Here is a 22,657-nt window from a genome sequence, read left to right on the forward strand (position 1 = left end):
GATCTCGGGGTGGGCGGCCCGTCGCCGTGCCGTGGGCCGGGGCGTGCCGGTCGGGCGCGCCCCGGACTTCAGCCGGTCAGGCCGGGGAGGGCCGGCAGGGTGCTGGTCAGCGCGCCGATCGGGGTCTTGTCCAGGCCCGGGACGGTCGGGAGGGCGGCACGCTGCTGGGTGACGCCGGCCAGCGGGGTCTCCCCGGCCGGGACGGCCTTGCCCACGCTCGGGGCGAGGGTGCCCAGCGTCTCGGTCACCTTGCCGGTGGCGGGCAGCTTGGCGGCGGTGTCGGTGACCGCACCGGTCACCGCCGGGTTCGTCAGCGCGCCGGTGGGCAGCCCGAGGCCGCCGGCCGCCTGGCCGTCGGCCGCGGAGGCGGTACCGGCGCCGACCGCCGCGATGGCGATGCCGAGCGCCGCGGTGCCCGCGGCCTTGAGAGCCTGCTTCATGGTGGGTCCCCTTTGGGTCCTCGTCGGTGGCCGACTTCACGCACGGGACCGACGGACGGGCGACCGCCGCCGAGCCGTATCGGCAATGACGGGCACACCGTAGTGAGCCGGTCACCCGGGAACCAAAGGGCGTTCACTCACCCGAGTGAGTAGTCGGATGAACGCCAACTCTCGTGCGGGAACACGGCGTTCATCCGACCCGGCGGGCCCGGGGCACCGCCCCGGCGGCTCAGTTGCCGCCGGCGCCCACGCTGAACAGCCACTCCGCCTTCAGCTCGGCGTAGCCCGGCTTGATCACGTCGCTGATCATCGCCAGCCGCTCGTCGAAGGGCAGGAACGCGGACTTCATCGCGTTCACGGTGAACCACTCCAGGTCACCCAGGGTGTAGCCGAAGGCCTCCACCACGTGGCCGAACTCCCGGCTCATGCTGGTGCCGCTCATCAGCCGGTTGTCGGTGTTCACGGTGACCCGGAACTTCAGCCGGCTGAGCAGCCCGATCGGGTGCTCGGCGTACGAGGCCGCGGCGCCGGTCTGGATGTTGGAGGTCGGGCACATCTCCAGCGGGATGCGCTTGTCGCGCACGTACGCGGCCAGCCGGCCGAGCTCGACCGTGCCGTCCTCGCCGACCGTGATGTCGTCGACGATCCGCACGCCGTGGCCGAGCCGGTCGGCGCCGCAGCACTGCAGGGCCTCCCAGATCGACGGCAGGCCGAAGGCCTCGCCCGCGTGGATGGTGAAGTGGTTGTTCTCGCCCTTGAGGTAGTCGAAGGCGGCCTGGTGCCGGGTGGGCGGGTAGCCGGCCTCGGCACCGGCGATGTCGAAGCCGACGACGCCCGAGTCCCGGTGGCGGTTGGCCAGTTCGGCGATCTCCTGCGAGCGGGCGGCGTGCCGCATCGCGGTGATCAGGGTGCCGATGCGGATCCGGTGGCCGGCTGCGCGGGCGTTGGCCTCGCCGAGGCGGAAGCCCTCCTGGACGGCCTCGACGACCTCGTCGAGGCTCAGCCCGGCCTCCAGGTGCTGCTCGGGGGCGTAGCGGACCTCGGCGTACACGACGCCGTCGGCGGCCAGGTCCTCGGCGCAGTCCGCGGCGACCTTGATCAGCGCCTCACGGGTCTGCATCACGGCGCAGGTGTGCGCGAAGGTCTCCAGGTAGCGGACCAGCGAGCCGGAGTCCGCGGCCTCGCGGAACCACTCGCCGAGCTCCTTGGCGTCGGTGGTGGGCAGGCCCTGGTAGCCGCAGGCGGCGGCCAGCTCGACCACGGTCTCCGGGCGCAGCCCGCCGTCCAGGTGGTCGTGCAGGAGGACCTTCGGCGCGCGGCGGATCTGGTCGGCGGTGGGGATGCGCGGGCCGGTGCCCGCGGTGGTGACGGGGATCTGCTGTTCCATTGCGGAAATATAGCCCCTACGCGCGTAGACCGACCACCGCGAACACCACCGGATGGTCCAAACTCCACGCGGAATTCCACCGCCCGGTCCATACGATCCGCCAAAACGCCGGACCGCCGCCGAGCGGGCGTCAGTCGTGCTGCAACAGCCGCCCCCGCCGGGACAGCACGAAGTCCCGGAAGGTCCGCGCCGGCGGGGTCAGCGGCCGCCCCGCCGCCCAGGCCAGCCCGATCGCCCGGCGGGTGCGGGGCGCCGTCACCTCCAGCTCCACCACCCCCGGTCGCGGCACCAGGGCCGGCGGCAGCAGCGCCACCCCCAGCCCGGCCGCCACCAGCCCGCGCAGCGTCTCCGCCTCCTCCCCCTCGAACGCCAGCCGGGGGACGAACCCGGCCTGCGCGCAGAAGCCGTCCGTGATCGCGCGCAGCCCGTACCCCTGCTCCAGCCCGACGAACGGCTCCTCGGCCACCTCCGCCAGCCGGATCCGCCGCCGCCCGGCCAGCCGGTGGTCCGCCGGGACGACCAGGTGCAGCCGCTGCTCGTCCAGCGGGCGGGCGGCGAACGCCGGGTCCTCCGGCAGCGGCGCGACCAGACAGAGGTCCAACTCCCCGGCCCGCAACCGCTCCAGCATCGCCGCGCCGTAGTCCTGCACCAGCTGGAACCGCACCCGCGGGTGCGCCGCGCGGAAGCCGCGCAGCAGCGCCGGCACCGCGTCCGGCCCCATCGTGTGCAGGAAGCCGAAGGCCACCAGTCCCGCCTCCGGGTCCGCCTCCGCCCGGGCCGCCGCCGCACCGCGCTCGACCTCGGCCAGCGCCCGCTCCACCGAGGCCAGCAGCAGCCGGCCCGCCCGGGTCAGCTGCACCGTACGGCCCTGACGGGCCAGCAGGTCCACCCCCAGCTCCTCCTCCAGCCGGGCCACCGAGCGCGACAGCGTCGGCTGCGGCACCCCGAGCAGCGCGGCCGCCTGGGTCACGTGCTCCAGCCGGGCCACCGCCGCGAACCGGGCCAGCCGGGGCGCCAGCAGCGCCGCCGGCTCCCGCGGGCCCAACTCGGCCACCCGGTACCGCTGCTCGCCACCGTCCGCCGACTCCGGACCGGACATCGCGCCACCACCTCGACTCATACACCAGTGCATCGATCATCCACGCTTCATGCATTGGACGCATCAACGGCGCCAGGCCTACGGTCGACGACATGCAGCCCGCCGATACCGGGGCATCCGTGACCACCCCGGATGCCCCCGCCCCCGCCCCCTCCCCCACCGCCACCACGGACGACCGCCACCGCCCCGGCCAGCGCGGCTTCCGCCGCGCCAACCTCGCCCTGTTCGCCGCCGGGGTCGCGACCTTCGTCCTGCTGTACTCCACCCAGGGCCTGCTGCCGATCCTCTCGGCCGACCTCGACCTCACCCCCGGCCAGGCCAGCTGGACGGCCTCCGCCGCCACCCTCGGCCTCGCCCTCGGGCTGCTCCCGGCCAGCGCGCTCTCCGACACGTACGGCCGCACCGCGGTGATGACGGCCTCCACCCTCGCCGCCTCCGCCCTCGCGCTCGCCCTGCCCTTCGCGCCGGACCTCACCGCCCTCGTCACCCTGCGGGTCCTCCAGGGCGCCGCCCTCGCCGGGCTCCCCGCCACCGCCATGGCCTACCTCGCCGAGGAGGTCCACCCCAGTGCGCTGCCCTCCGCGATGGGCCTGTACGTGGCCGGCAACAGCATCGGCGGGATGGGCGGCCGACTGCTCTCCGGCTGGACCGCCGCCGGACTCGGCTGGCGCTGGGGCCTCGCCGCCTCCGCCGTCCTCGCCCTGCTCGCCACGCTCGCCTTCCGGCTGCTGATCCCCGCGGCCCGGCACTTCACCCCCGCCCCGGTGGACGCCCGCGCGCTCGCCCGGACCGTCGGACGGCACCTGCGCAACCCGCTGCTGGTGCGGCTGTACGCGCTCGGGATGCTGTTCATGGCCGTGTTCGGGGCGGTCTACAACACCGTCGGCTACCGGCTGATCTCCGCGCCGTTCCACCTGCCGGAGTCGATCGCCGCCTCGATCTTCGTGGTCTACCTGGTCGGCACCGGCACCTCCGCCGCCGCCGGCCGGCTCTCCGGCCGCCTCGGCCGGCGCGGCGCCCTCTACGTCTCCATCGGCGTGACCGCGGCCGGCCTGCTGCTCTCCCTCGCCGAGTCCCTGGTCTGCGCCCTGCTCGGCCTGGTCCTGATCACCGCCGGCTTCTTCGCCGGCCACGCCACCGCCTCCTCCTCGGTCGGCCGCACCGCCACCGAGGGCCGCGCCCAGGCCTCCGCCCTCTACCTGATCGCCTACTACCTCGGCAACAGCCTCGGCGGCACCCTCGGCGCCGACGCCTACCACGCCACCGGCTGGCCCGGCGCCGCCACCGTCGGGCTCGCCGCCATGGCCCTGGCCGCCGCCGTCACCCTCTACGCCACCCACCGGGCCCACGCGGCCCGCCGAACGGTCGCGAACGCTTGACAGCCGCCGCGGATACACTCCGGAACATGAGCATCGATCCTGCTGTGTACGCCAGGCTGCTCGAGATCGCGGATCAGCTGCCGAAGGTGCCGGGGATAGGGAAGATCGAGATCGCCGACGGCCAGATCGTCATGATGATGTCGCCCGTGAAGCGTCACGAACTCGCCGTGCTGCGCCTCTCCCGACAGATCAACGCCCAGTTGTCGGCCACCCACCCCGGTCACATCGCGTATCACGGCGCGGATCTCCAGGACGCGGGGCTCGGCCGACTGCGCAACCCGGACCTGATGGTGTTCCCCGAGGCGACCCTGGAGGGCGAGCAGCGGGCGGTCCTCCCGCACGAGGTGCTGCTCGTCGTGGAAGTCGTCTCCAAGTCGAACCCCGAGAACGACTACCACGACAAGGTCCGCGACTACTCGGCCATGGGGATTCCGTTCTACCTGCTCGTCGATCCCCGCACGGGCACGGGCATCGTGCACTCGGAACCCGGCTACGAGGCCCGGGAGAAGTTCGTCTTCGGCGACAGGATCGCCGTCGGTCCCTGGACGCTCGACACCAGCGGTCTGCTCACGTACGCCTGATCCGGCGTACGTGAGCAGACCTCAGGACCCTCAGGCGATGCGGTCGAGGACGATCGGGTTCGGGGTGAAGGCGGTGCCCGCCGGGGCGACCTCGACGCCGCCGGCCAGGGCCTCGACGGCGTAGTCGAAGCGCTCCGGGGTGTCGGTGTGCAGGGTCAGCAGGGGCTGGCCGGCCACCACGGTGTCGCCGGGCTTGGCGTGCATCTCGACGCCGGCGCCGGCCTGGACCGGGTCCTCCTTGCGGGCGCGGCCGGCGCCCAGGCGCCAGGCGCAGACGCCGATCGCGTAGGCGTCCAGGGCGGTGAGCACGCCGGAGGCGGGCGCCGGGATGACGTGCTGCTCGCGGGCGACCGGGAGAGGGGCGTCGACGTCGCCGCCCTGGGCGGCGATCATGCGGCGCCAGTGGTCCATCGCGGAGCCGTCGCGCAGCGCGTCCGCCGGGTCCTTGCCCTGCACACCGGCCGCGGCGAGCATCTCGCGGGCGAGCGCGAGGGTCAGCTCGACGACGTCGGCCGGGCCGCCGCCCGCGAGCACCTCCAGGGACTCCCGGACCTCCAGCGCGTTGCCCGCGGTGAGGCCGAGCGGGGTGGACATGTCGGTGAGCAGCGCGACGGTGTTGACGCCGGCGGTGGTGCCCAGGCCGACCATGGTGCGGGCGAGTTCGCGGGCGTCGTCCAGGTTCTTCATGAACGCGCCGGAGCCGACCTTGACGTCCAGGACCAGCGCGCCGGTGCCCTCGGCGATCTTCTTCGACATGATCGAGGAGGCGATCAGCGGGATGGCCTCGACGGTGCCGGTGACGTCGCGCAGCGCGTACAGCTTCTTGTCGGCCGGCGCGAGGCCGTCGCCCGCCGCGCAGATCACCGCGCCGGCGGAGCCCAGCACGTCCATCATCTCCTCGTTGGAGAGCAGGGCGCGCCAGCCGGGGATGGACTCCAGCTTGTCCAGGGTGCCGCCGGTGTGGCCGAGGCCGCGGCCGGACAGCTGCGGGACGGCGGCGCCGCAGGCGGCGACCAGCGGGGCGAGCGGCAGGGTGATCTTGTCGCCGACGCCGCCGGTGGAGTGCTTGTCGCTGGTGGGCAGCGGCAGCGAGGAGAAGTCCATCCGGACGCCGGAGCGGATCATGGCGTCGGTCCAGCGGCTGATCTCGCGCGGCTTCATCCCGTTCAGCAGGATCGCCATCGCCAGCGCGGACATCTGCTCGTCGGCGACCTCACCGCGGGTGTAGGCGTCGATGACCCAGTCGATCTGAGCGTCGCTCAGCTCTCCGCGATCGCGCTTGGTCCTGATGACGGAGATGGCGTCCATGCGTGCTCCAAGAGGGGTTTCAAAAGCGAAGAGTGTCGCGAGATGACCGGGTTCCGGCCCACTCGCGACACTCTACGCGCGTAACAATTGCTGCGGCTAGGGCCAACCGGGCCCTTAGAGCCTCTCCGGCCCGAACGCGTCGGGAAGGACCTCGCTCATCGGCTTCACGCCCGAGGCCAGTTCGACCAGCAGCCCCGGCCCGCCGTGCTCGTACAGCAGTTGGCGGCAGCGCCCGCACGGCATCAGCAGCTCACCGGCGCCGTCCACGCAGGTGAAGGCGACCAGCCGGCCGCCGCCGGAGGAGTGCAGCGCGGACACCAGCCCGCACTCGGCGCACAGCCCGAGCCCGTACGAGGCGTTCTCGACGTTGCAGCCGGTGACCACCCTGCCGTCGTCCACCAGGGCGGCCGCGCCGACCGGGAACCTGCTGTACGGCGCGTACGCGCGGCCCATGGCCTCGCGCGCCGCCGTGCGCAGCAGCTCCCAGTCGATCGCGGGCGGCGCCGCAGGCGCGGGGGCGGTCACTTGCCCTGGCCCTTGCGGTAGATCTGGCCGTCCGCCTTGGGCATCCGCAGGCGCTGCGAGGCCAGCGAGAGCACCACCAGGGTGATCAGGTACGGCGTGGCGACGATCAGCGGGCGCTGCACCTCGTCGGTCAGCGAGTACCAGGCGATCAGGCCGCCGGCCACCACGAGGGAGACCACCGTCGCGGTGTACTTGCGGCGGTACAGCTGCCAGAGCGCGAACAGGATCATCGCGATGCCGACGATCAGGATCAGCACGTGCACCGACTCCGGGTCGCGCAGCTGGAGGCTGTCGGTGAAACCGAACAGACCGGCGCCCATGGCGAGGCCACCGGGCATCCAGTTCCCGAAGATCATCGCGGCGAGGCCGATGAAGCCGCGGCCGAGGGTCTGGCCGTCCTTGTAGAAGTGCGCCGCGACCAGCGAGAGGTACGCCCCGCCGAGGCCGGCGAAGGCGCCGGAGGCGATGACCGCGAGGTACTTGTACTTGTAGACGTTGACGCCCAGCGACTCGGCGGCGGTGGGGTTCTCACCGCAGGAGCGCAGCCGCAGGCCGAACACCGTGCGCCAGAGCACGAAGTAGCTGACCACGATCAGCGCGCCGGCCAGCAGCACGACCACCGAGATGTTGGTGACCAGGCCGCCGAGCACGCCCGCGACGTCCGAGACGAAGAACCAGTGGTGGCTCTCGATGCTCTTCAGCCCGGAGGACAGGCCCGGGACGGTGATGTACGGCAGCGGGTCGGCCGGCGGGGACTGGTTCTGGCCGGCACCGACCGAGACGTAGTCCTTGTAGTAGATCCGGTTGACGTACGCGCAGATGCCGGGGATCAGCAGGTTGATGCCGACGCCGGAGACGATGTGGTCGACGCCGAAGGTGACCGTGACGACCGCGTGCAGCAGGCCGCCGACCGCCCCGCCCAGCATGCCGGCCAGCAGGCCGACCCACGGGTTGACCAGGTAGCCCGCCCAGGCGCCGCAGAAGGTGCCGGCGACCATCATGCCTTCGAGACCGATGTTGACCACACCGGCCCGCTCGGACCAGAGACCGCCCAGACCGGCCATGCCGATCGGCACGGCGGCGCCGAGCGCGGCGGTGACCTGCCCGGAGGAGGTCAGCGAGTGGTTGCCGGTGGCCAGGCCCACGGCGGAGAACAGCACCAGGGCGCCCGCGATCAGGAGCAGGACGACCGGCCAGGACAGCTTGCGCTTCTTCGCGGGTGCGCCCGACGCCTTCGGACGGGCAGCCGTTGCCGTGCTCATGCGGACACCTCCTTCTTCTCACTGTTCGCGGCAGCCTGGGCGGCGAGCTGGGCGCCGACCTTCTGCTGCTGACGCTTCAGGCCGTAGCGGCGCACCAGCTCGTACGCGACGACGACGCAGATGACGATGGTGCCCTTCATGACGTCGACGATCTCGAACGGGAACCCGCCCTGGAGCGGCAGCACCGAGCCGGTGACGTCCAGGAAGGCGAACAGCAGTGCCGCGAAGGCCATGCCGATCGGGCTGTTCCGGCCGAGCAGGGCGATCGAGATGCCCAGGAAGCCCAGACCGGGCTGGAAGCTCTGGCCGAAGTAGTACGAGTTCTGCAGGAGTTCCGGCAGGCCGATCAGACCGGCGATGGCTCCGGAGACCACCATCGAGATGATCACCATGCGCTTGACGTTCACGCCGGAGGCGGTCGCCGCGGACTCCGAGCGGCCGGTGGCGCGCAGGTCGAAGCCGAAGCGGGTGCGGGTCAGCACGACCTGGAAGACCACTCCGACCAGGGCGGCGACGAAGATGAAGCCCCAGAGCGTTCCGCCGGCCGTCTCCAGCGAGAAGAAGTGGCTGGACTGCGAGATCGGCTCGGTCTGGATCGAGTTGGTGGTGCCGCTGGTCTTCGGCGCGAAGATGCCGGGAACGAGCAGCAGACCGATGATCGCGGTCGCGATCGAGTTCAGCATGATGGTCGAGATGACCTCGCTGACGCCGCGGTAGACCTTCAGCAGACCGGCGATGCTCGCGTACAGACCGCCGACCAGCATGGCCGTGACCAGCAGCAGCGGGATCTGGATGAAGGCCGGCAAGTCCACCTTGGCGCCGACGAAGGCCGCGAACAGCGCCGCGACCTTGTACTGGCCCTCGACGCCGATGTTGAACAGGTTCATCCGGAACCCGAACGCGGCGGCCGCGGCGGCCAGGTAGTAGGTGGTGGACCGGTTGAGGATGCCCACCTGGCCGTCCGACTTGCCGGCGTACGTGATCATCACGTTCCAGGCGTCGAACGGGTTCTTGCCCGAAGTCGCCAGCAGGACGGAGCAGATCGCGATGGAGAGCAGGACCGCGAGCACCGGCGCCGCCAGCGCGAGCACGATCCGCTCACCGCTGAACCGCTGGGCCAGGCCGGGCTTCGCGGCGGCGGGGTTGGGACTGGTCATGGGTTACTCCCCCGCCTGCGGGTCGTCGGCGGTGTCGGTGGGCTGGTGCCCGGCCTCGGCCTCGGTGCCCTCTGCCGCGACGGCCTGCGCCTCGGCGACGGCCTCCGGCTCGGACTCCAGGTGGCCCCTGGCGGCACCGGTCATCGCGGTGCCGAGGTCCTCGGCGGTGACGGTGGCCGGGTCGGCGTCGGCGACCAGGCGGCCGCGGTAGATGACCCGGATGGTGTCGGACAGGCCGATCAGCTCGTCCAGGTCGGCGGAGATCAGCAGGACGGCCAGGCCGGCCCGCTGGGCGACCCGGATGTGCTCCCAGATCTGCGCCTGCGCGCCGACGTCCACACCGCGGGTGGGGTGGGCGGCGATCAGCAGCTTGGGCTGGTGGCTCATCTCGCGGCCGATGATCAGCTTCTGCTGGTTGCCGCCGGAGAGCGAGGCCGCGGTGACCTCGATGCCGGGAGTGCGGACGTCGTACTCCTCGACGATCCGCCAGGTGTCCGTGCGGGCGGCGGGCGGGTCGAGCAGCACGCCCTTGGAGTTGGGCGCCTCGGTGACGTGGCCGAGGATGCGGTTCTCCCAGAGCGGGGCCTCCAGCAGCAGGCCGTGCTTGTGGCGGTCCTCGGGGATGTAGCCGATGCCGGCCTCGCGGCGGGCCCGGGTCAGGCTGCCGGAGAGGTCCTTGCCGTCCAGGGTGACGGTGCCGGCGTTCAGCGGCAGCATCCCCATGACGGCCTCGACCAGCTCGGCCTGGCCGTTGCCCTCGACACCGGCGATGCCGAGGATCTCGCCCTTGTGGATGCGCAGCGAGATGTCGTCGAGGACGACGCGCTCGATGCCCTCGGCGTCGGTCTTGGCGATCCGCAGGCCCTCGACGTCGAGCATCACGGCGTCGGTGACGGTCGACTCGCGGCTCTCCGGGGAGGGCAGCTCGGCGCCGACCATCAGCTCGGCGAGCTGCCGGGCGGTGACGGCCTTCGGGTCGGCGTCGCCGACCGTGGTGCCGCGCCGGATGACGCTGATCGCGTCGGCCACCGCGAGCACCTCGTGCAGCTTGTGCGAGATGAAGATGACGGTGACGCCCTCGGACTTGAGCTCGCGCAGGTTGTCGAACAGCGCGTCGACCTCCTGCGGGACGAGCACGGCCGTGGGTTCGTCGAGGATCAGGATCTTGGCGCCGCGGTACAGCACCTTGAGGATCTCGACGCGCTGGCGGTCGGCGACGCCGAGGTCCTCGACCAGGGCGTCCGGGCGCACGCCCAGGCCGTACTGGTCGGAGATCTCCTTGATCTTCGCCTTCGCCCTGGCGCCGATGCCGTGGAGCTTCTCGCCGCCGAGGACGACGTTCTCCCACACCGTGAGGTTGTCGGCGAGCATGAAGTGCTGGTGCACCATGCCGACGCCGCGGGAGATGGCGTCGCCGGGGGTGTTGAACTCGCACGGCTCGCCGTTGATCGCGATGGTGCCCTCGTCCGGCTTCTGCATGCCGTAGAGGATCTTCATCAGCGTCGACTTGCCGGCGCCGTTCTCACCCATCAGGGCGTGCACGGTCCCGGTGCGGACGGTGAGGTTGATGTCGTGGTTGGCCACGACACCCGGGAAGCGCTTGGTGATGCCGCGCAGTTCGACGGCCGGTGTCGCCGTCCCCGCGCTGGGGGTGCCGTCCTTGCGCAGGGGGACGGGGTCGGATGCGGTGATGGCGGTCTCCTGGTGGTCTGGAGGCGCGTCGTTGCGCTCGGAGGGCCAAGGGGGAACGGGGAGACGGAACGGGGCCCGGGGGTACGCGTTGAGCGCACCCTGCCGGGCCCCTCCCGTGAACTGTGTGGATGCGTCGCCCTGCCGGGCAGGCGGCGGGCGCTGCGGCGTCCGGGACGCGCGGTGCTTACTTGACCGGCGCGGTCGGAATGGTGGTGGCGCCGGACTTGATCGCGTCGGCGGCGAGCTTCAGCTTGTCCTGGATGTCGTCGATCTTGCCGCCGGTGGTGGCGAGCGAGACGCCCTCGGCCTTCAGGTCGAACAGCTTGACGCCGGTCGGGCTCTGGCCCTGCTTGACCGACTGGATGTACGAGAACACCGCGGTGTCGACGTTCTTGACCATCGAGGTCAGGATGCTGCTCTTGTACTTCGCCAGGGCCGGCTGGCTGGCCTGGTCGGAGTCGACACCGATGGCCAGGGCGCCCTGCTTGTTGGCGACGGCCTCGATGGCGCCGTTGCCGGAGGAGCCGGCGGCGGTGTAGATGATGTCCGCGCCCTTGTCGAGCTGACCCTGGGCGGCCTCCTTGCCCTTGTCGGGCGAGGCGAAGCCGGTGAAGTCCGGCGGGGTGGTCAGGTAGGTGGTCTCGACCGTGATGCTCGGGTCGACGGACTTCACACCCGCCGTGTAACCGGCCTCGAACTTCTTGATCAGCTCGGACTGCACACCGCCGATGAAGCCGACGTGCTTGGCCTTCGACTTGTTCGCGGCGGCGACACCGGCCAGGTACGAGCCCTCCTGCTCGGCGAAGAGCAGCGAGGTGACGTTGGCCGGCTGGTCCTTGTCGTTCGAGTCGATGATCGCGAACTTGACCGTCGGGTTGTCCTTGGCGATCTTGTTGATCGCCGGCTGGTAGACGAAGCCGACCGCGATGATCGTCTTGTAACCCGCGTCGATCAGGTTCTTGAGACGGGTCTCCTTGTCGGCCTCGGCCTCGCCCTGCTTGGCCTCGGCCTCGGTCACGGAGACGCCCAGCTCGGACTTGGCCTTGTCGAGACCACGGGCGGCGGAGTCGTTGAACGACTGGTCGCCGCGGCCGCCGATGTCGTAGGCCAGGCCGACCTTGAGCGAACCGTCGCCCGAGCCGGAGGAGGAGGAGTCGGTGCTCTTTGCGCCGCAAGCGGCGAGCGAGGCCATGCCCAGGGAACCCGAGAGCACAACCGCGGCGAGCTTCATTGAACGGCGCAAGGGGATATCTCCTTCTACACGCAACCGTTTGGCGTGGTCGGACGCCACCGTAACGCGCGTAGAACACGGTTGTGTTACGGGGTGCCGGAGCATACGGGTTGTTATCAAACCGTGGTCTGATGTTCTCCCCGGGGCTCTGTCCCCCGCGCGGACGGTGATCCGAGGTCGGTTCGGTCAGTTTACGTAACCCCGACGGGACCCCGGATCCGGCCGTTCCGCTTCGCTCCGGCCGCACCGCCCCCGGACCTGCCGTCAGCTGCCGTCCGCCTCCAGGGCCAGCGCCGAGAACAGTTCCACGCCGATGCCGATCGCCCGCTCGTCCACGTCGAACCGGCCCTGGTGCAGGTCCCGGACCGTGGCGTCGCCGGGAGCGCGGACGCCGAGCCGGGCCAGCGCGCCCGGGGCGTGCTCCAGGTACCAGGAGAAGTCCTCGCCGCCCAGGCTCTGCTCGGTGCCCTCCACCACCACGGCGCCGTCCCCGCCGAAGCGGGCGTGCATCGCCCCGTCCAGCAGGGCGACCGAGACCGCCTCGTTCACCACCGGCGGCACCCCGCGGTGGTAGTCCAGCGTCCACTTGGCCCGGTGGGTCTCGGACAGCTTGGCGATCAGCTCGTGCAGCAGGTCCGGCGCCTCCCGCCAGCCGTCCAGCTCCAGGCAGCGGACGGTGCCCTCCAGCTCGGCGTGCTGCGGGATGACGTTGGGCGCGGAGCCGGAGGCGATCCGCCCCCAGACCAGGCTGACGCCCCAGCGCGGGTCCATCCGGCGGGCCAGCGCCCCCGGGAGGTCGGCGGCCGTCCTGGCGACCGCGGTGACCAGGTCCGTGGTCAGGTGCGGACGGGCGGTGTGCCCGCCGGGGCCGTCCAGGTGCAGCACCAGGCGGTCGCAGGCCGAGGTGATCGCCCCGACCCGCAGGGCGATCCGGCCGACCTCCACCTTCGGGTCGCAGTGCACCGCGAAGATCCGCCCGACACCCGCCATCCCGCCGGCCTTGATGACGTCCAGCGCGCCGCCCGGCATGACCTCCTCGGCGGGCTGGAACACCAGCCTGACGGGGCGGCGCAGCTCGCCGGCGCGGGCGGCCTCGGCCAGCACCAGGCCGGTGCCGAGCACCACCGAGGTGTGCACGTCGTGGCCGCAGGCGTGGGCCCGGCCGGGGACGGTGGAGCGGTACGGCACGTCGGTCTTGGCGTCGTCGATCGGCAGCGCGTCGATGTCGGCGCGGAAGGCCAGGAACTCCGTCCCCGGGGCGGTGCCGGGCGGGACGATGTCGACGAGCATGCCGGTGCCGCCGGGCAGCACCCGGGGTTCGAGCCCGGCGGCCGCCAGCCGGTCGCGCAGCAGCCCGGTGGTTCGGAACTCCTGGCGGCCCAGCTCCGGGTGCCGGTGCAGATCACGACGGAAGGCGACCAGCTCGGGCTCCAGCTCCCGGACCCGGTCGCGCAGATCGGCGGCGGGGCGTGGGACGGCGAGAGTGGTGCCCGGCTGAGCGGGCTCAGGACGGTTCATCTCGCCAATCGTAGGCCTGTTGGGGGGATTTGGCCCGACTTCCGGAAAACTAGTCCCCGGATGGGTGCATACCGGCCGGACACGTGGGTATGACATCTTGTTTCAGCCGCCTTCCCCGGGTTGCGTGCCCTGTGCAACGACCACCCCGGCCGACGGTCACGGCCGCCACTTCCCCGACGACACCGGCGGGTTGACGGCCGTTCAGCAGGACGTCAGAAACGCTCCACCGGGGAGTACGTCCCCCACACTCCGCGCAGCGCGTCGCACACCTCGCCGACGGTGGCCCGGGCGGCCAGCGCCTCCTTCATCGGGTACAGCACGTTCCCCGTCCCCTCGGCGGTGCGGCGCAGCGCGTCCAGCCCCCGGGTGACGGCGCCGGCGGAGCGCTCGGCCCGCAGCCGGGCCAGCCGCCGCGCCTGCCGCTCCTCGATCGCCGGGTCCACCCGCAGCGGCTGGTACGGCTCCTCCGCGTCCGACCGGAAGCGGTTGACCCCGACCACCGTCCGCTCCCCGGAGTCGGTCTCCCGCTGGAGCCGGTAGGCGGTGCGCTCGATCTCGCCCTTCTGGTAGCCCCGTTCGATCGCGGCCACCGCGCCGCCCTGCTCCTCGATCCGGTCCATCAGCGACCGCGCGGCGGCCTCCACCTCGTCGGTGAGCGACTCGACGGCGTAGGAGCCGGCGAACGGGTCGACGGTGGCGGTCACGTCGGTCTCGTACGCGAGCACCTGCTGGGTGCGCAGGGCGAGCCGGGCGGCCTTCTCCGTGGGCAGCGCGATCGCCTCGTCGTAGCTGTTCGTGTGCAGCGACTGGGTGCCGCCGAGCACCGCGGCGAGCGCCTGCACGGTGACCCGGGCCAGGTTGACCTCGGGCTGCTGGGCCGTGAGCTGCACTCCGGCGGTCTGGGTGTGGAAGCGCAGCATCTGCGAACGCGGATTCCGGGCGCCGAACACGTCGCGCATGATTGTGGCCCAAATCCTGCGTGCCGCACGGAACTTGGCCACTTCCTCCAGCAGCGTCGTGCGGGCCACGAAGAAGAACGAGAGCCGGGGGGCGAAGTCGTCCACGGCCATCCCGGCGGCGATCGCGGTGCGGACGTAGGCGATGCCGTTGGCCAGCGTGAAGGCGATCTCCTGCGCGGGGTCGGCCCCGGCCTCGGCCATGTGGTACCCGGAGATGGAGATGGTGTTCCAGCGCGGGATCTCGGCCCGGCAGTACCGGAACACGTCGGCGACCAGCCGCAGCGAGGGCTGCGGCGGGAAGATGTAGGTGCCGCGGGCGATGTACTCCTTCAGCACGTCGTTCTGGACCGTGCCGGTGAGCGCCGCCGGCGCCACCCCCTGGGCCTCGCCGACCAGTTGGTAGAGGAGCAGGAGCAGGGCGGCGGGCGCGTTGATGGTCATCGAGGTGGACACCCCGCCGAGCGGGATGCCGTCGAACAGCACCGCCATGTCCTCGACGCCGTCCACGGCGACGCCCACCTTGCCGACCTCCCCGGCGGCGAGCGGCGCGTCCGAGTCGTAGCCCATCTGGGTGGGCAGGTCGAAGGCGACCGAGAGGCCGGTGCCGCCGCCCGCGATCAGCTGCCGGTAGCGGGCGTTGGACTCGGCGGCGGTGCCGAAGCCCGCGTACTGGCGCATCGTCCAGGGGCGGCCCGTGTACATCGTCGGATAGACACCCCGGGTGTAGGGGTACTCCCCCGGCCGGCCCAGCCGGGCGCCGGCCTCCCGGCCGGCCAGGGACTCGGGGCCGTACAGCGGCTCGATCGCGAAACCCGACTCGGCGCGGCGCGGTTCGGCTGTCATGGGGGTGCCTCCTCCGGAGCTGGGGAGCGGGTCCTCGCAATGTAGGGCCTGACCGGCCCGCCGCGGCGGCGACGCGGTTGAGATGATCGGGTGAACGACCGATGAGCCCCAGGGAGTGGCAATGACCGAGCAGAAGGTGGCCGTGGTCACCGGTGCCAGCAGCGGAATCGGCGCGGCGACCGCCCGCCGGCTGGCCGCCGAGGGCTTCGACGTGGTGCTGACCGCCCGGCGCACCGACCGCGTCGAGGCGCTGGCCGAGGAGATCGCCGACCGGGGTGGTTCGGCCCGCGCGGTCACCCTGGACGTCACCGACCGGGCCGCGGTGGACGCCTTCGCCGCCGCGGTCGGCCGGGTGGACGTCCTGGTGAACAACGCCGGCGGCGCGATCGGCGCGGAGAGCGTCGAGCACGGGGACCCGGCCGACTGGCGGGCCATGTACGAGGTGAACGTGCTCGGCGTGCTGCACGTGACGCAGGCCCTGCTGCCGGCCCTGCGGGCCACCGGCGACGGCACGGTGCTGGTGCTCTCCTCGACCGCCGCGCTGGCCGCCTACGAGGGCGGCGGCGGGTACGTCGCCGCCAAGCACGCCGCGCACACCATCGCCGCCACGCTGCGGCTGGAGCTGTGCGGGGAGCCGATCCGGGTGATCGAGATCGCGCCCGGCATGGTGAAGTCCGAGGGCTTCGCGGTCACCCGCTTCCGCGGCGACGAGGAGAAGGCCGCCGCCGTGTACGCGGGCGTGGCCGAACCGCTCACCTCGGAGGACATCGCGGACACCGTGGCGTGGGCGGTCACCCGGCCCTCGCACGTGAACATCGACCTGCTGGTGGTCCGCCCCCGGGCGCAGGCCGCCAACCACAAGGTCCACCGCGCCTGAGCCCGGCCCGGCGGGCGGCCCCGGAGCAGGGGCCAAGATCGAACACATCACCCCCCGGTGGTACACACGTGCGATGAGAACCTTCCGGGCCGCCCGCCCACGGGTCCTGCTGGCCGCGCTGGCGGCAGGCACCCTGCTCCTCGCCTCCGCCTGCGACGACACCGCCGCGCCGGCCCAGGACCGGGCCGCGGGCACCACCGCGCCCGCCGCCGCCACCCCCACGGCCTCCCCGACACCGACGCCCAGGCCCACCGGCGAGGCCGACCCGGCGCTCAAGCCGTTCTACGGCCAGCAGATCACCTGGGCCGACTGCCCGGCCGACGCCCGGGCCGAGAAAGCCAAGATCGACATATCCGGCCTGCGGTGCGGCACGCTGCACGTCCCGCTGGACTACGCCGCCCCCGCCACCGACGCCCTCGACCTCGCGCTGGTCAAGTACCCGGCCGCCAAGCCGGACCAGCGGATCGGCTCGCTGATGGTCAACCCCGGCGGCCCCGGCGAATCCGGCGTCGGGATGGTCAAGTACGGCGCCAAGCAGTTCGCCGGCACCCTGCACGACCGCTTCGACGTGGTCGGCTTCGACCCCCGCGGCACCGGCGACAGCTCCCCGGTCGTCTGCTACGACGACAAGCAGCACGACGCCGTCAACCAGACGGACGCCTCCCTCGACCCGGCCGTCCGCAAGGCCGAGCACGTCAAGCAGGCCACCGAGCACGCCGCCGCCTGCCAGGCCAGGTCCGGCAGGCTGCTGCCCTTCGTCGGCACCCGCAACACCGCCCGCGACCTGGACGTGCTGCGCGCCGCGGTCGGCGACAAGCAGCTCAACTACCTCGGCATCTCCTACGGGACGTACCTCGGCGCGCTCTACGCCGAGGAGTTCCCGAAGAACACCGGCCGGCTGATCCTGGACGGCGCGGTCGACCCCGGCCAGGACCGGCTGGACCACGGGGTCGACCAGCAGGTCGGCTTCGAGAAGTCCTTCGAGCGCTTCGCCGCCGACTGCGTGGAGAACCACGCCGACGAGTGCCCGCTCGGCAAGGACGGCACCAAGGCCGCCAAGAAGGCCGCCGACTTCCTCGACGGGCTGTACGACCACCCGCTGACCACCAAGGACGGCCGCAAGCTCGGCCGCGACCAGGCCTGGACCGGCACCATCTCGCTCCTCTACGGCGACGAGACGACCGCCTGGAAGTACCTGCGCGCCGCCCTCGGCTGGGCGATGGTGCGCGACAAGGGCGACTACCTGCTGGCCTTCGCCGACGACTACAACGGCCGGGACGCGGACGGCCACTACAGCCCGGTGGACGAGGCCAACAACGCGATCGGCTGCGCCGACGCCGCCCGCCCCGCGCCCACCCCCGAGCACGCCAGGGCCGCCGTGGACCGGCTGCTCGCCGAGGCGCCGCTGATGTCCAGGGGCGTCACGGTGGACGACTTCAGCGAGGCCGGCTGCGCCTACTGGCCGTTCAGGACGCAGGAGACGCCGCACACCGTGCGGGCCGAGGGCAGCGCGCCGATCCTGGTGGTCGGCAGCACCGGCGACCCGGCCACCCCGTACGCCTCGGCCGAGGCGCTGGCCAAGGGCTTCGCCAACGCCACCCTGCTCACCCGGGTCGGCGAGGGGCACGGCGCCTTCGGGAAGGGCAACGCCTGCATCGACCGGGCCATGGAGGCCTACCTGACCGAGGGCACGATGCCGGCCGCGGGCACCCGCTGCGACTGAGTCCCGTGGACCGGACCGGACCGGCCCGGGTCCTCGGTGGACGGTGGCGCCGCGGCCGGCGGCGGGACGCGGGGAGGGCGCTGACGCGCAGGTGTCAACGTCACAACTTGATAGCTCGTCCGGATGAATTCGGCGCGCGCCCTCCCCAACTGATGACCGCTCAACTACCTTTGAGGCGCAGGTCGACCGGCGCCAACGCGCCCCTCGGCAGCCCCCATCCCACCGGTTCACCACCCCACTCCACCGGCACCTTCCCGCCCTCACGAGGAGGACCCGCTGGCCAGCGACATCCCGTCACAGCGGCTCGACGTCAGAACAGAGCCGACCCTCCTCGGGTTGCACCGCTTCAACGAAGCCGACGCCGGCGCTGCCGAGGAGGCCCTGCTGGCCTGCTGCGGCAGCCACCGCTGGGCCCTGCGGCTCACCGCACACCGGCCCTACCCCGACATCGAGTCCCTGCTGGCCGCCGCCAGCGAGGCCTCCTACGACCTCCGCCCGGCCGACCTCACCGAGGCGCTGGCGGACGAGAGCTGGATGCCGCAGCCGCTGCTCGGCATGCGGGCTCCCGGAAGCCAGGCCGCGCACACCGCGCTGCGGGCCGCGCACGCCGCGTACGAGGCCCGGTTCGGCCACGTCTTCGTGGTCTGCCTGGAAGGGGTCGCCCCGGAGGAGATGCTCGACACCGTGCTCTCCTCCATCCGCACCCGCCTCGCCAACGACCCGGACGAGGAGCGGCTGATCGCGTCCGACGAACTCCGCCGGATCGCCCTCACCCGCCTGGAGCACCTGGTCGCCACCCCCTCGGAGGCCGCGGCGCGCTGAGCGCACATCACCCACCCCTCCTCACCCACTCCTCTTCACCCGCGCGGGTGACCCCGCCCACGAAACCGCCCGGACGAGTGAGGCCGCGGCACCATCCGATCCGAACCACCACCGAATCCGAACCCGCCCCGCCCCGCGCCCCTCACCTTCCGGCACGGGGCGCGAGCACGCCGTCACCCATCGTGACGCCCTCGGGTTTGGTTCCCGCCCCGCTAGGCCAGAAGTGCCTGATTGATCACACCTGGGGCCCCCGGAGGCGGTTCACGGAAAGGCGTCGATAGGATGCTGGCGGCCGGTGGACCGTACCCGGCCGGGCTGACCGACACCGAAGCCGGCCGAGCCCCCAATCGCTTCCGGAGGGTTTTTCCGTGCCGGCTGGAACGCTGTACCGCGGCCGGGAAGGCATGTGGAGCTGGGTGGCTCATCGAGTCACCGGCGTCCTCATCTTTTTCTTCCTGTTCGCCCACGTCCTGGACACCGCCCTCGTGCGAGTGTCGCCGGAGTCCTACGACACCGTCATCCAGACGTACAAGACTCCGCTCGTGAACCTGATGGAGTACGGCCTGGTGGCCGCCATCCTGTTCCACGCCCTCAACGGCCTGCGCGTCGTCGCAGTGGACTTCTGGTCCAAGGGCCCGAAGTACCAGAAGCAGATGCTCTGGACCGTCGTCGGCGTCTGGGTCGTCCTGATGGCCGGTTCCTTCTACGGGATCCTCCAGCACACGCTGATCTCCTGGTTCGGGAAGTGAGCCGAGACATGTCCACGGAATACTCCGACGCCATCGTCGTCCCCTCCAAGCAGGCGCACACCGGCAGGGGACTGGGCACCGGCAACCCCGCCGACGCGTTCGTCATCGAGCCTCCGCGCCAGCGGACCAAGAAGACCCCGCGTCGCACCCGCACCAACTTCGAGATGCTGGCCTGGCTCTTCATGCGCCTGTCCGGTGTCGTTCTGGTCGTGCTGATCCTCGGCCACCTGCTGATCATGCTGGTGCTCGACGGCGGCGTCTCCAAGATCGGCTTCGCCTTCGTGGCCGGCCGCTGGGCCTCGCCGTTCTGGCAGGGCTGGGACCTCCTGATGCTCTGGCTCGCCATGCTGCACGGCGCCAACGGCATGCGTCAGGTGATCAACGACTACGCCGAGAAGGACTCGACCCGGCTCTGGCTCAAGGGGCTCATGGGCACCGCCACGGTCTTCACCGTGCTGCTCGGCACCCTGGTGATCTTCACCTTCGACCCCAACATCTGAGCCGCGAGCACCATCGACCATCGGCAGAGGCCAGAGGCGAGTTAACCCCCCATGCAGATTCACCAGTACGACACCGTCATCGTCGGCGCCGGCGGCGCCGGCATGCGAGCGGCCATCGAGTCGACGCAGCGCAGCCGCACCGCCGTCCTGACCAAGCTCTACCCGACCCGGTCCCACACCGGCGCGGCCCAGGGCGGCATGTGCGCCGCCCTCGCCAACGTCGAGGAGGACAACTGGGAGTGGCACACCTTCGACACGGTCAAGGGCGGTGACTACCTGGTCGACCAGGACGCCGCCGAGATCATGTGCAAGGAGGCCATCGACGCCGTCCTCGACCTGGAGAAGATGGGTCTGCCCTTCTCCCGCACCGAGCAGGGCCGGATCGACCAGCGCCGCTTCGGCGGTCACTCCCGCAACCACGGCGAGGCCCCGGTCCGCCGCTCGTGCTACGCGGCCGACCGCACCGGCCACATGATCCTCCAGACGCTGTTCCAGAACTGCGTCAAGCACGGCGTCGAGTTCTTCAACGAGTTCTACGTCCTCGACCTGCTGATCAGCGAGGGCAAGACCTCCGGCGTCGTCGCGTACGAGCTGGCCACCGGCGAGATCCACGTCTTCCAGGCCAAGTCGGTCGTCTTCGCCTCCGGCGGCACCGGCAAGTTCTTCAAGGTCTCCTCCAACGCCCACACCCTCACCGGTGACGGCCAGGCCCTGGTCTACCGCCGCGGCCTGCCGCTGGAGGACATGGAGTTCTTCCAGTTCCACCCGACGGGCATCTGGCGCATGGGCATCCTGCTCACCGAGGGCGCCCGCGGCGAGGGCGGCATCCTGCGCAACAAGGACGGCGAGCGCTTCATGGAGCGCTACGCCCCCGTCATGAAGGACCTCGCGTCCCGTGACGTCTGCTCCCGCGCGATCTACACCGAGATCCGCGAAGGCCGCGGCTGCGGTCCGGACGGCGACCACGTCTACCTGGACCTGACCCACCTGCCGCCGGAGCAGCTGGACGCCAAGCTGCCGGACATCACCGAGTTCGCGCGCACCTACCTCGGCATCGAGCCCTACACGGACCCGATCCCGATCCAGCCCACCGCGCACTACGCCATGGGCGGCATCCCGACCAACGTCGAGGGTGAGGTCCTGCGCAACAACACCGACATCGTCCCGGGCCTGTACGCGGCCGGCGAGGTCGCCTGCGTGTCCGTGCACGGCGCCAACCGCCTGGGCACCAACTCGCTGCTGGACATCAACGTGTTCGGCCGTCGCGCGGGCATCGCCGCCGCCGACTACGCCAACGCCAACGAGTTCGTCGAGCTGCCCGAGGACCCGGCCGAGAAGGTCCAGGCCCTGGTCGACGGCCTGCGCGAGAGCACCGGCACCGAGTCCGTGGCGCAGATCCGCAAGGAACTGCAGGAGACCATGGACGCCAACGCGATGGTGTACCGCACCGGCGCCACCCTGAAGCAGGCGGTCGAGGACATCGCCGCGCTGAAGGAGCGCTACAAGAACGTCTCCATCCAGGACAAGGGCTTCCGGTACAACACGGACCTGCTGGAGGCCGTCGAGCTGGGCAACCTGCTCGACCTGGCCGAGGTGCTGGCCGTCTCCGCGCTGGCCCGCGAGGAGTCCCGCGGCGGCCACTACCGCGAGGACTTCCCGACCCGTGACGACGTGAAGTTCATGCAGCACACCATGGCGTACCAGGAGGTTGCCGCCGACGGCACCACCTCCATCCGCCTCGACTACAAGCCGGTCGTCACGACCCGCTACCAGCCGATGGAGCGTAAGTACTGATGAGCACTCCGACCGTGGAGAAGCACTCGGCCGCTCTGGACGCGGTCGAAGCCGGTGCCGTCCAGCCGATCACCGTCACCTTCCGGATCCGCCGGTTCAACCCGGAGGAGCACCCGGACCCGGTGTGGGTGGACTACCAGCTGACGATGGACCCGAAGGAGCGCGTCCTGGACGCGCTCAACAAGATCAAGTGGGAGCAGGACGGCACCCTCACCTACCGCCGCTCCTGCGCGCACGGCATCTGCGGCTCCGACGCCATGCGGATCAACGGCCGCAACCGGCTGGCGTGCAAGACCCTGATCAAGGACGTCGACCCGGAGAAGCCGATCACGATCGAGGCCATCAAGGGCCTGACGGTCCTCAAGGACCTGGTCGTGGACATGGACCCGTTCTTCCAGGCGTACAAGGACGTCATGCCGTTCCTCATCACCAAGGGGAACGAGCCGACCCGGGAGCGCCTGCAGTCCGCCGAGGACCGCGAGCGCTTCGACGACACCACCAAGTGCATCCTGTGCGCCGCGTGCACGTCGTCCTGCCCGGTGTTCTGGAACGACGGCCAGTACTTCGGCCCGGCCGCCATCGTCAACGCGCACCGCTTCATCTTCGACTCGCGCGACGAGGGCGGCGAGCAGCGCCTGGAGATCCTCAACGACCGTGAGGGCGTGTGGCGCTGCCGCACCACCTTCAACTGCTCCGAGGCCTGCCCGCGTGGCATCGAGGTCACCAAGGCGATCCAGGAAGTGAAGCGGGCGCTGGTCACCCGCCGCTTCTGATCCCCGCCCGACACCCCGAAGGCCCCCGCCCGATCCTC

The 22,657-nt window shown here is 71.5% G+C and carries 20 protein-coding genes; 9 read left to right on the forward strand and 11 right to left on the reverse strand.

Annotated features, from left to right (window positions below; all coding sequences use genetic code 11):
- Nucleotides 1–68: 68 nt before the first annotated feature.
- From ACWGKU_RS27665 to ACWGKU_RS27675, 3 genes are all read right to left on the reverse strand, one after another.
- Nucleotides 69–440: an ATP-binding protein gene (locus ACWGKU_RS27665; RefSeq protein ID WP_359911518.1), complete on the reverse strand. Its 372-nt coding sequence runs from the start codon at nt 438–440 to the stop codon at nt 69–71.
- A gap of 229 nt (nt 441–669) precedes the next feature.
- Entirely contained in the window at nt 670–1,827 is a 1,158-nt protein-coding gene (locus ACWGKU_RS27670; RefSeq protein ID WP_380542931.1) for an adenosine deaminase, read from the reverse strand.
- 130 nt (nt 1,828–1,957) lie between these two features.
- Nucleotides 1,958–2,926, reverse strand: a complete 969-nt coding sequence (locus ACWGKU_RS27675) for a LysR family transcriptional regulator (RefSeq protein ID WP_452179722.1) — start codon at nt 2,924–2,926, stop codon at nt 1,958–1,960.
- Nucleotides 2,927–3,018: 92 nt separating this feature from the next.
- Between ACWGKU_RS27675 and ACWGKU_RS27680 the strand changes: the two genes are divergently transcribed.
- A complete protein-coding gene (locus ACWGKU_RS27680; RefSeq protein WP_452179721.1) occupies nt 3,019–4,305 on the forward strand; it encodes an MFS transporter in 1,287 nt (428 codons plus the stop codon).
- A gap of 26 nt (nt 4,306–4,331) precedes the next feature.
- Complete coding sequence (locus ACWGKU_RS27685) at nt 4,332–4,886, forward strand: Uma2 family endonuclease (protein WP_401046227.1); 555 nt, start codon at nt 4,332–4,334, stop codon at nt 4,884–4,886.
- A gap of 30 nt (nt 4,887–4,916) precedes the next feature.
- Here ACWGKU_RS27685 and ACWGKU_RS27690 read toward each other — a convergent pair whose 3' ends face one another.
- The 8 genes from ACWGKU_RS27690 to ACWGKU_RS27725 form a co-directional block, all read right to left on the reverse strand.
- The gene (locus ACWGKU_RS27690; RefSeq protein ID WP_401046230.1) at nt 4,917–6,194 is read right to left on the reverse strand and encodes a thymidine phosphorylase; all 1,278 of its coding nucleotides are present in this window, start codon (nt 6,192–6,194) and stop codon (nt 4,917–4,919) included.
- 114 nt (nt 6,195–6,308) lie between these two features.
- The gene (locus ACWGKU_RS27695; protein ID WP_401046232.1) at nt 6,309–6,719 is read right to left on the reverse strand and encodes a cytidine deaminase; all 411 of its coding nucleotides are present in this window, start codon (nt 6,717–6,719) and stop codon (nt 6,309–6,311) included.
- Nucleotides 6,716–7,981, reverse strand: coding sequence for an ABC transporter permease (locus ACWGKU_RS27700; RefSeq protein WP_401046235.1), 1,266 nt, complete (start codon nt 7,979–7,981; stop codon nt 6,716–6,718). The genes ACWGKU_RS27695 and ACWGKU_RS27700 overlap by 4 nt, the downstream gene beginning before the upstream one ends.
- Nucleotides 7,978–9,138, reverse strand: a complete 1,161-nt coding sequence (locus tag ACWGKU_RS27705) for an ABC transporter permease (protein ID WP_401046238.1) — start codon at nt 9,136–9,138, stop codon at nt 7,978–7,980. Before ACWGKU_RS27705 ends, ACWGKU_RS27700 begins: the two co-directional genes overlap by 4 nt.
- Nucleotides 9,139–9,141: 3 nt before the next feature.
- Nucleotides 9,142–10,722, reverse strand: a complete 1,581-nt coding sequence (locus ACWGKU_RS27710; protein WP_452179720.1) for an ABC transporter ATP-binding protein — start codon at nt 10,720–10,722, stop codon at nt 9,142–9,144.
- 292 nt (nt 10,723–11,014) lie between these two features.
- The gene (locus ACWGKU_RS27715) at nt 11,015–12,073 is read right to left on the reverse strand and encodes a BMP family lipoprotein (RefSeq protein ID WP_401046243.1); all 1,059 of its coding nucleotides are present in this window, start codon (nt 12,071–12,073) and stop codon (nt 11,015–11,017) included.
- Nucleotides 12,074–12,325: 252 nt separating this feature from the next.
- Nucleotides 12,326–13,579, reverse strand: a complete 1,254-nt coding sequence (locus ACWGKU_RS27720) for an amidohydrolase (protein WP_401046246.1) — start codon at nt 13,577–13,579, stop codon at nt 12,326–12,328.
- 212 nt (nt 13,580–13,791) lie between these two features.
- Complete coding sequence (locus ACWGKU_RS27725; protein ID WP_452179719.1) at nt 13,792–15,381, reverse strand: acyl-CoA mutase large subunit family protein; 1,590 nt, start codon at nt 15,379–15,381, stop codon at nt 13,792–13,794.
- Nucleotides 15,382–15,502: 121 nt separating this feature from the next.
- Here ACWGKU_RS27725 and ACWGKU_RS27730 point away from each other — a divergent pair, with 121 nt between their 5' ends.
- From ACWGKU_RS27730 to ACWGKU_RS27760, 7 genes are all read left to right on the forward strand, one after another.
- The gene (locus ACWGKU_RS27730; protein WP_401056709.1) at nt 15,503–16,258 is read left to right on the forward strand and encodes an SDR family oxidoreductase; all 756 of its coding nucleotides are present in this window, start codon (nt 15,503–15,505) and stop codon (nt 16,256–16,258) included.
- 73 nt (nt 16,259–16,331) lie between these two features.
- The gene (locus ACWGKU_RS27735; protein WP_452179718.1) at nt 16,332–17,981 is read left to right on the forward strand and encodes an alpha/beta hydrolase; all 1,650 of its coding nucleotides are present in this window, start codon (nt 16,332–16,334) and stop codon (nt 17,979–17,981) included.
- 336 nt (nt 17,982–18,317) lie between these two features.
- Complete coding sequence (locus tag ACWGKU_RS27740; RefSeq protein WP_359911557.1) at nt 18,318–18,803, forward strand: 2-oxo-4-hydroxy-4-carboxy-5-ureidoimidazoline decarboxylase; 486 nt, start codon at nt 18,318–18,320, stop codon at nt 18,801–18,803.
- Nucleotides 18,804–19,171: 368 nt separating this feature from the next.
- On the forward strand, nt 19,172–19,552 hold the full coding sequence (sdhC, locus tag ACWGKU_RS27745; protein ID WP_033332398.1) for a succinate dehydrogenase, cytochrome b556 subunit: 381 nt from the start codon (nt 19,172–19,174) through the stop codon (nt 19,550–19,552).
- A gap of 8 nt (nt 19,553–19,560) precedes the next feature.
- Nucleotides 19,561–20,052, forward strand: coding sequence for a succinate dehydrogenase, hydrophobic membrane anchor protein (sdhD, locus tag ACWGKU_RS27750; RefSeq protein WP_359911559.1), 492 nt, complete (start codon nt 19,561–19,563; stop codon nt 20,050–20,052).
- A gap of 51 nt (nt 20,053–20,103) precedes the next feature.
- A complete protein-coding gene (sdhA, locus tag ACWGKU_RS27755; RefSeq protein ID WP_401048872.1) occupies nt 20,104–21,846 on the forward strand; it encodes a succinate dehydrogenase flavoprotein subunit in 1,743 nt (580 codons plus the stop codon).
- Nucleotides 21,846–22,619: a succinate dehydrogenase iron-sulfur subunit gene (locus ACWGKU_RS27760; protein ID WP_359911565.1), complete on the forward strand. Its 774-nt coding sequence runs from the start codon at nt 21,846–21,848 to the stop codon at nt 22,617–22,619. The genes sdhA and ACWGKU_RS27760 overlap by 1 nt, the downstream gene beginning before the upstream one ends.
- Nucleotides 22,620–22,657 lie beyond the last annotated feature (38 nt).

It is taken from the genome of Kitasatospora sp. NPDC054768 (assembly GCF_053612025.1).

Excerpts from the sequence above, each read along its gene's own strand:
- ACWGKU_RS27665 (WP_359911518.1), bottom strand. The coding sequence starts at position 440 with ATGAAGCAGGCTCTCAAGGCCGCGGGCACCGCGGCGCTCGGCATCGCC.
- ACWGKU_RS27670 (WP_380542931.1), bottom strand. The coding sequence starts at position 1,827 with ATGGAACAGCAGATCCCCGTCACCACCGCGGGCACCGGCCCGCGCATC.
- ACWGKU_RS27675 (WP_452179722.1), bottom strand. The coding sequence starts at position 2,926 with ATGTCCGGTCCGGAGTCGGCGGACGGTGGCGAGCAGCGGTACCGGGTG.
- ACWGKU_RS27680 (WP_452179721.1), top strand. The coding sequence starts at position 3,019 with ATGCAGCCCGCCGATACCGGGGCATCCGTGACCACCCCGGATGCCCCC.
- ACWGKU_RS27685 (WP_401046227.1), top strand. The coding sequence starts at position 4,332 with ATGAGCATCGATCCTGCTGTGTACGCCAGGCTGCTCGAGATCGCGGAT.
- ACWGKU_RS27690 (WP_401046230.1), bottom strand. The coding sequence starts at position 6,194 with ATGGACGCCATCTCCGTCATCAGGACCAAGCGCGATCGCGGAGAGCTG.
- ACWGKU_RS27700 (WP_401046235.1), bottom strand. The coding sequence starts at position 7,981 with ATGAGCACGGCAACGGCTGCCCGTCCGAAGGCGTCGGGCGCACCCGCG.
- ACWGKU_RS27705 (WP_401046238.1), bottom strand. The coding sequence starts at position 9,138 with ATGACCAGTCCCAACCCCGCCGCCGCGAAGCCCGGCCTGGCCCAGCGG.
- ACWGKU_RS27720 (WP_401046246.1), bottom strand. The coding sequence starts at position 13,579 with ATGAACCGTCCTGAGCCCGCTCAGCCGGGCACCACTCTCGCCGTCCCA.
- ACWGKU_RS27725 (WP_452179719.1), bottom strand. The coding sequence starts at position 15,381 with ATGACAGCCGAACCGCGCCGCGCCGAGTCGGGTTTCGCGATCGAGCCG.
- ACWGKU_RS27730 (WP_401056709.1), top strand. The coding sequence starts at position 15,503 with ATGACCGAGCAGAAGGTGGCCGTGGTCACCGGTGCCAGCAGCGGAATC.
- ACWGKU_RS27735 (WP_452179718.1), top strand. The coding sequence starts at position 16,332 with ATGAGAACCTTCCGGGCCGCCCGCCCACGGGTCCTGCTGGCCGCGCTG.
- sdhD (WP_359911559.1), top strand. The coding sequence starts at position 19,561 with ATGTCCACGGAATACTCCGACGCCATCGTCGTCCCCTCCAAGCAGGCG.
- sdhA (WP_401048872.1), top strand. The coding sequence starts at position 20,104 with ATGCAGATTCACCAGTACGACACCGTCATCGTCGGCGCCGGCGGCGCC.
- ACWGKU_RS27760 (WP_359911565.1), top strand. The coding sequence starts at position 21,846 with ATGAGCACTCCGACCGTGGAGAAGCACTCGGCCGCTCTGGACGCGGTC.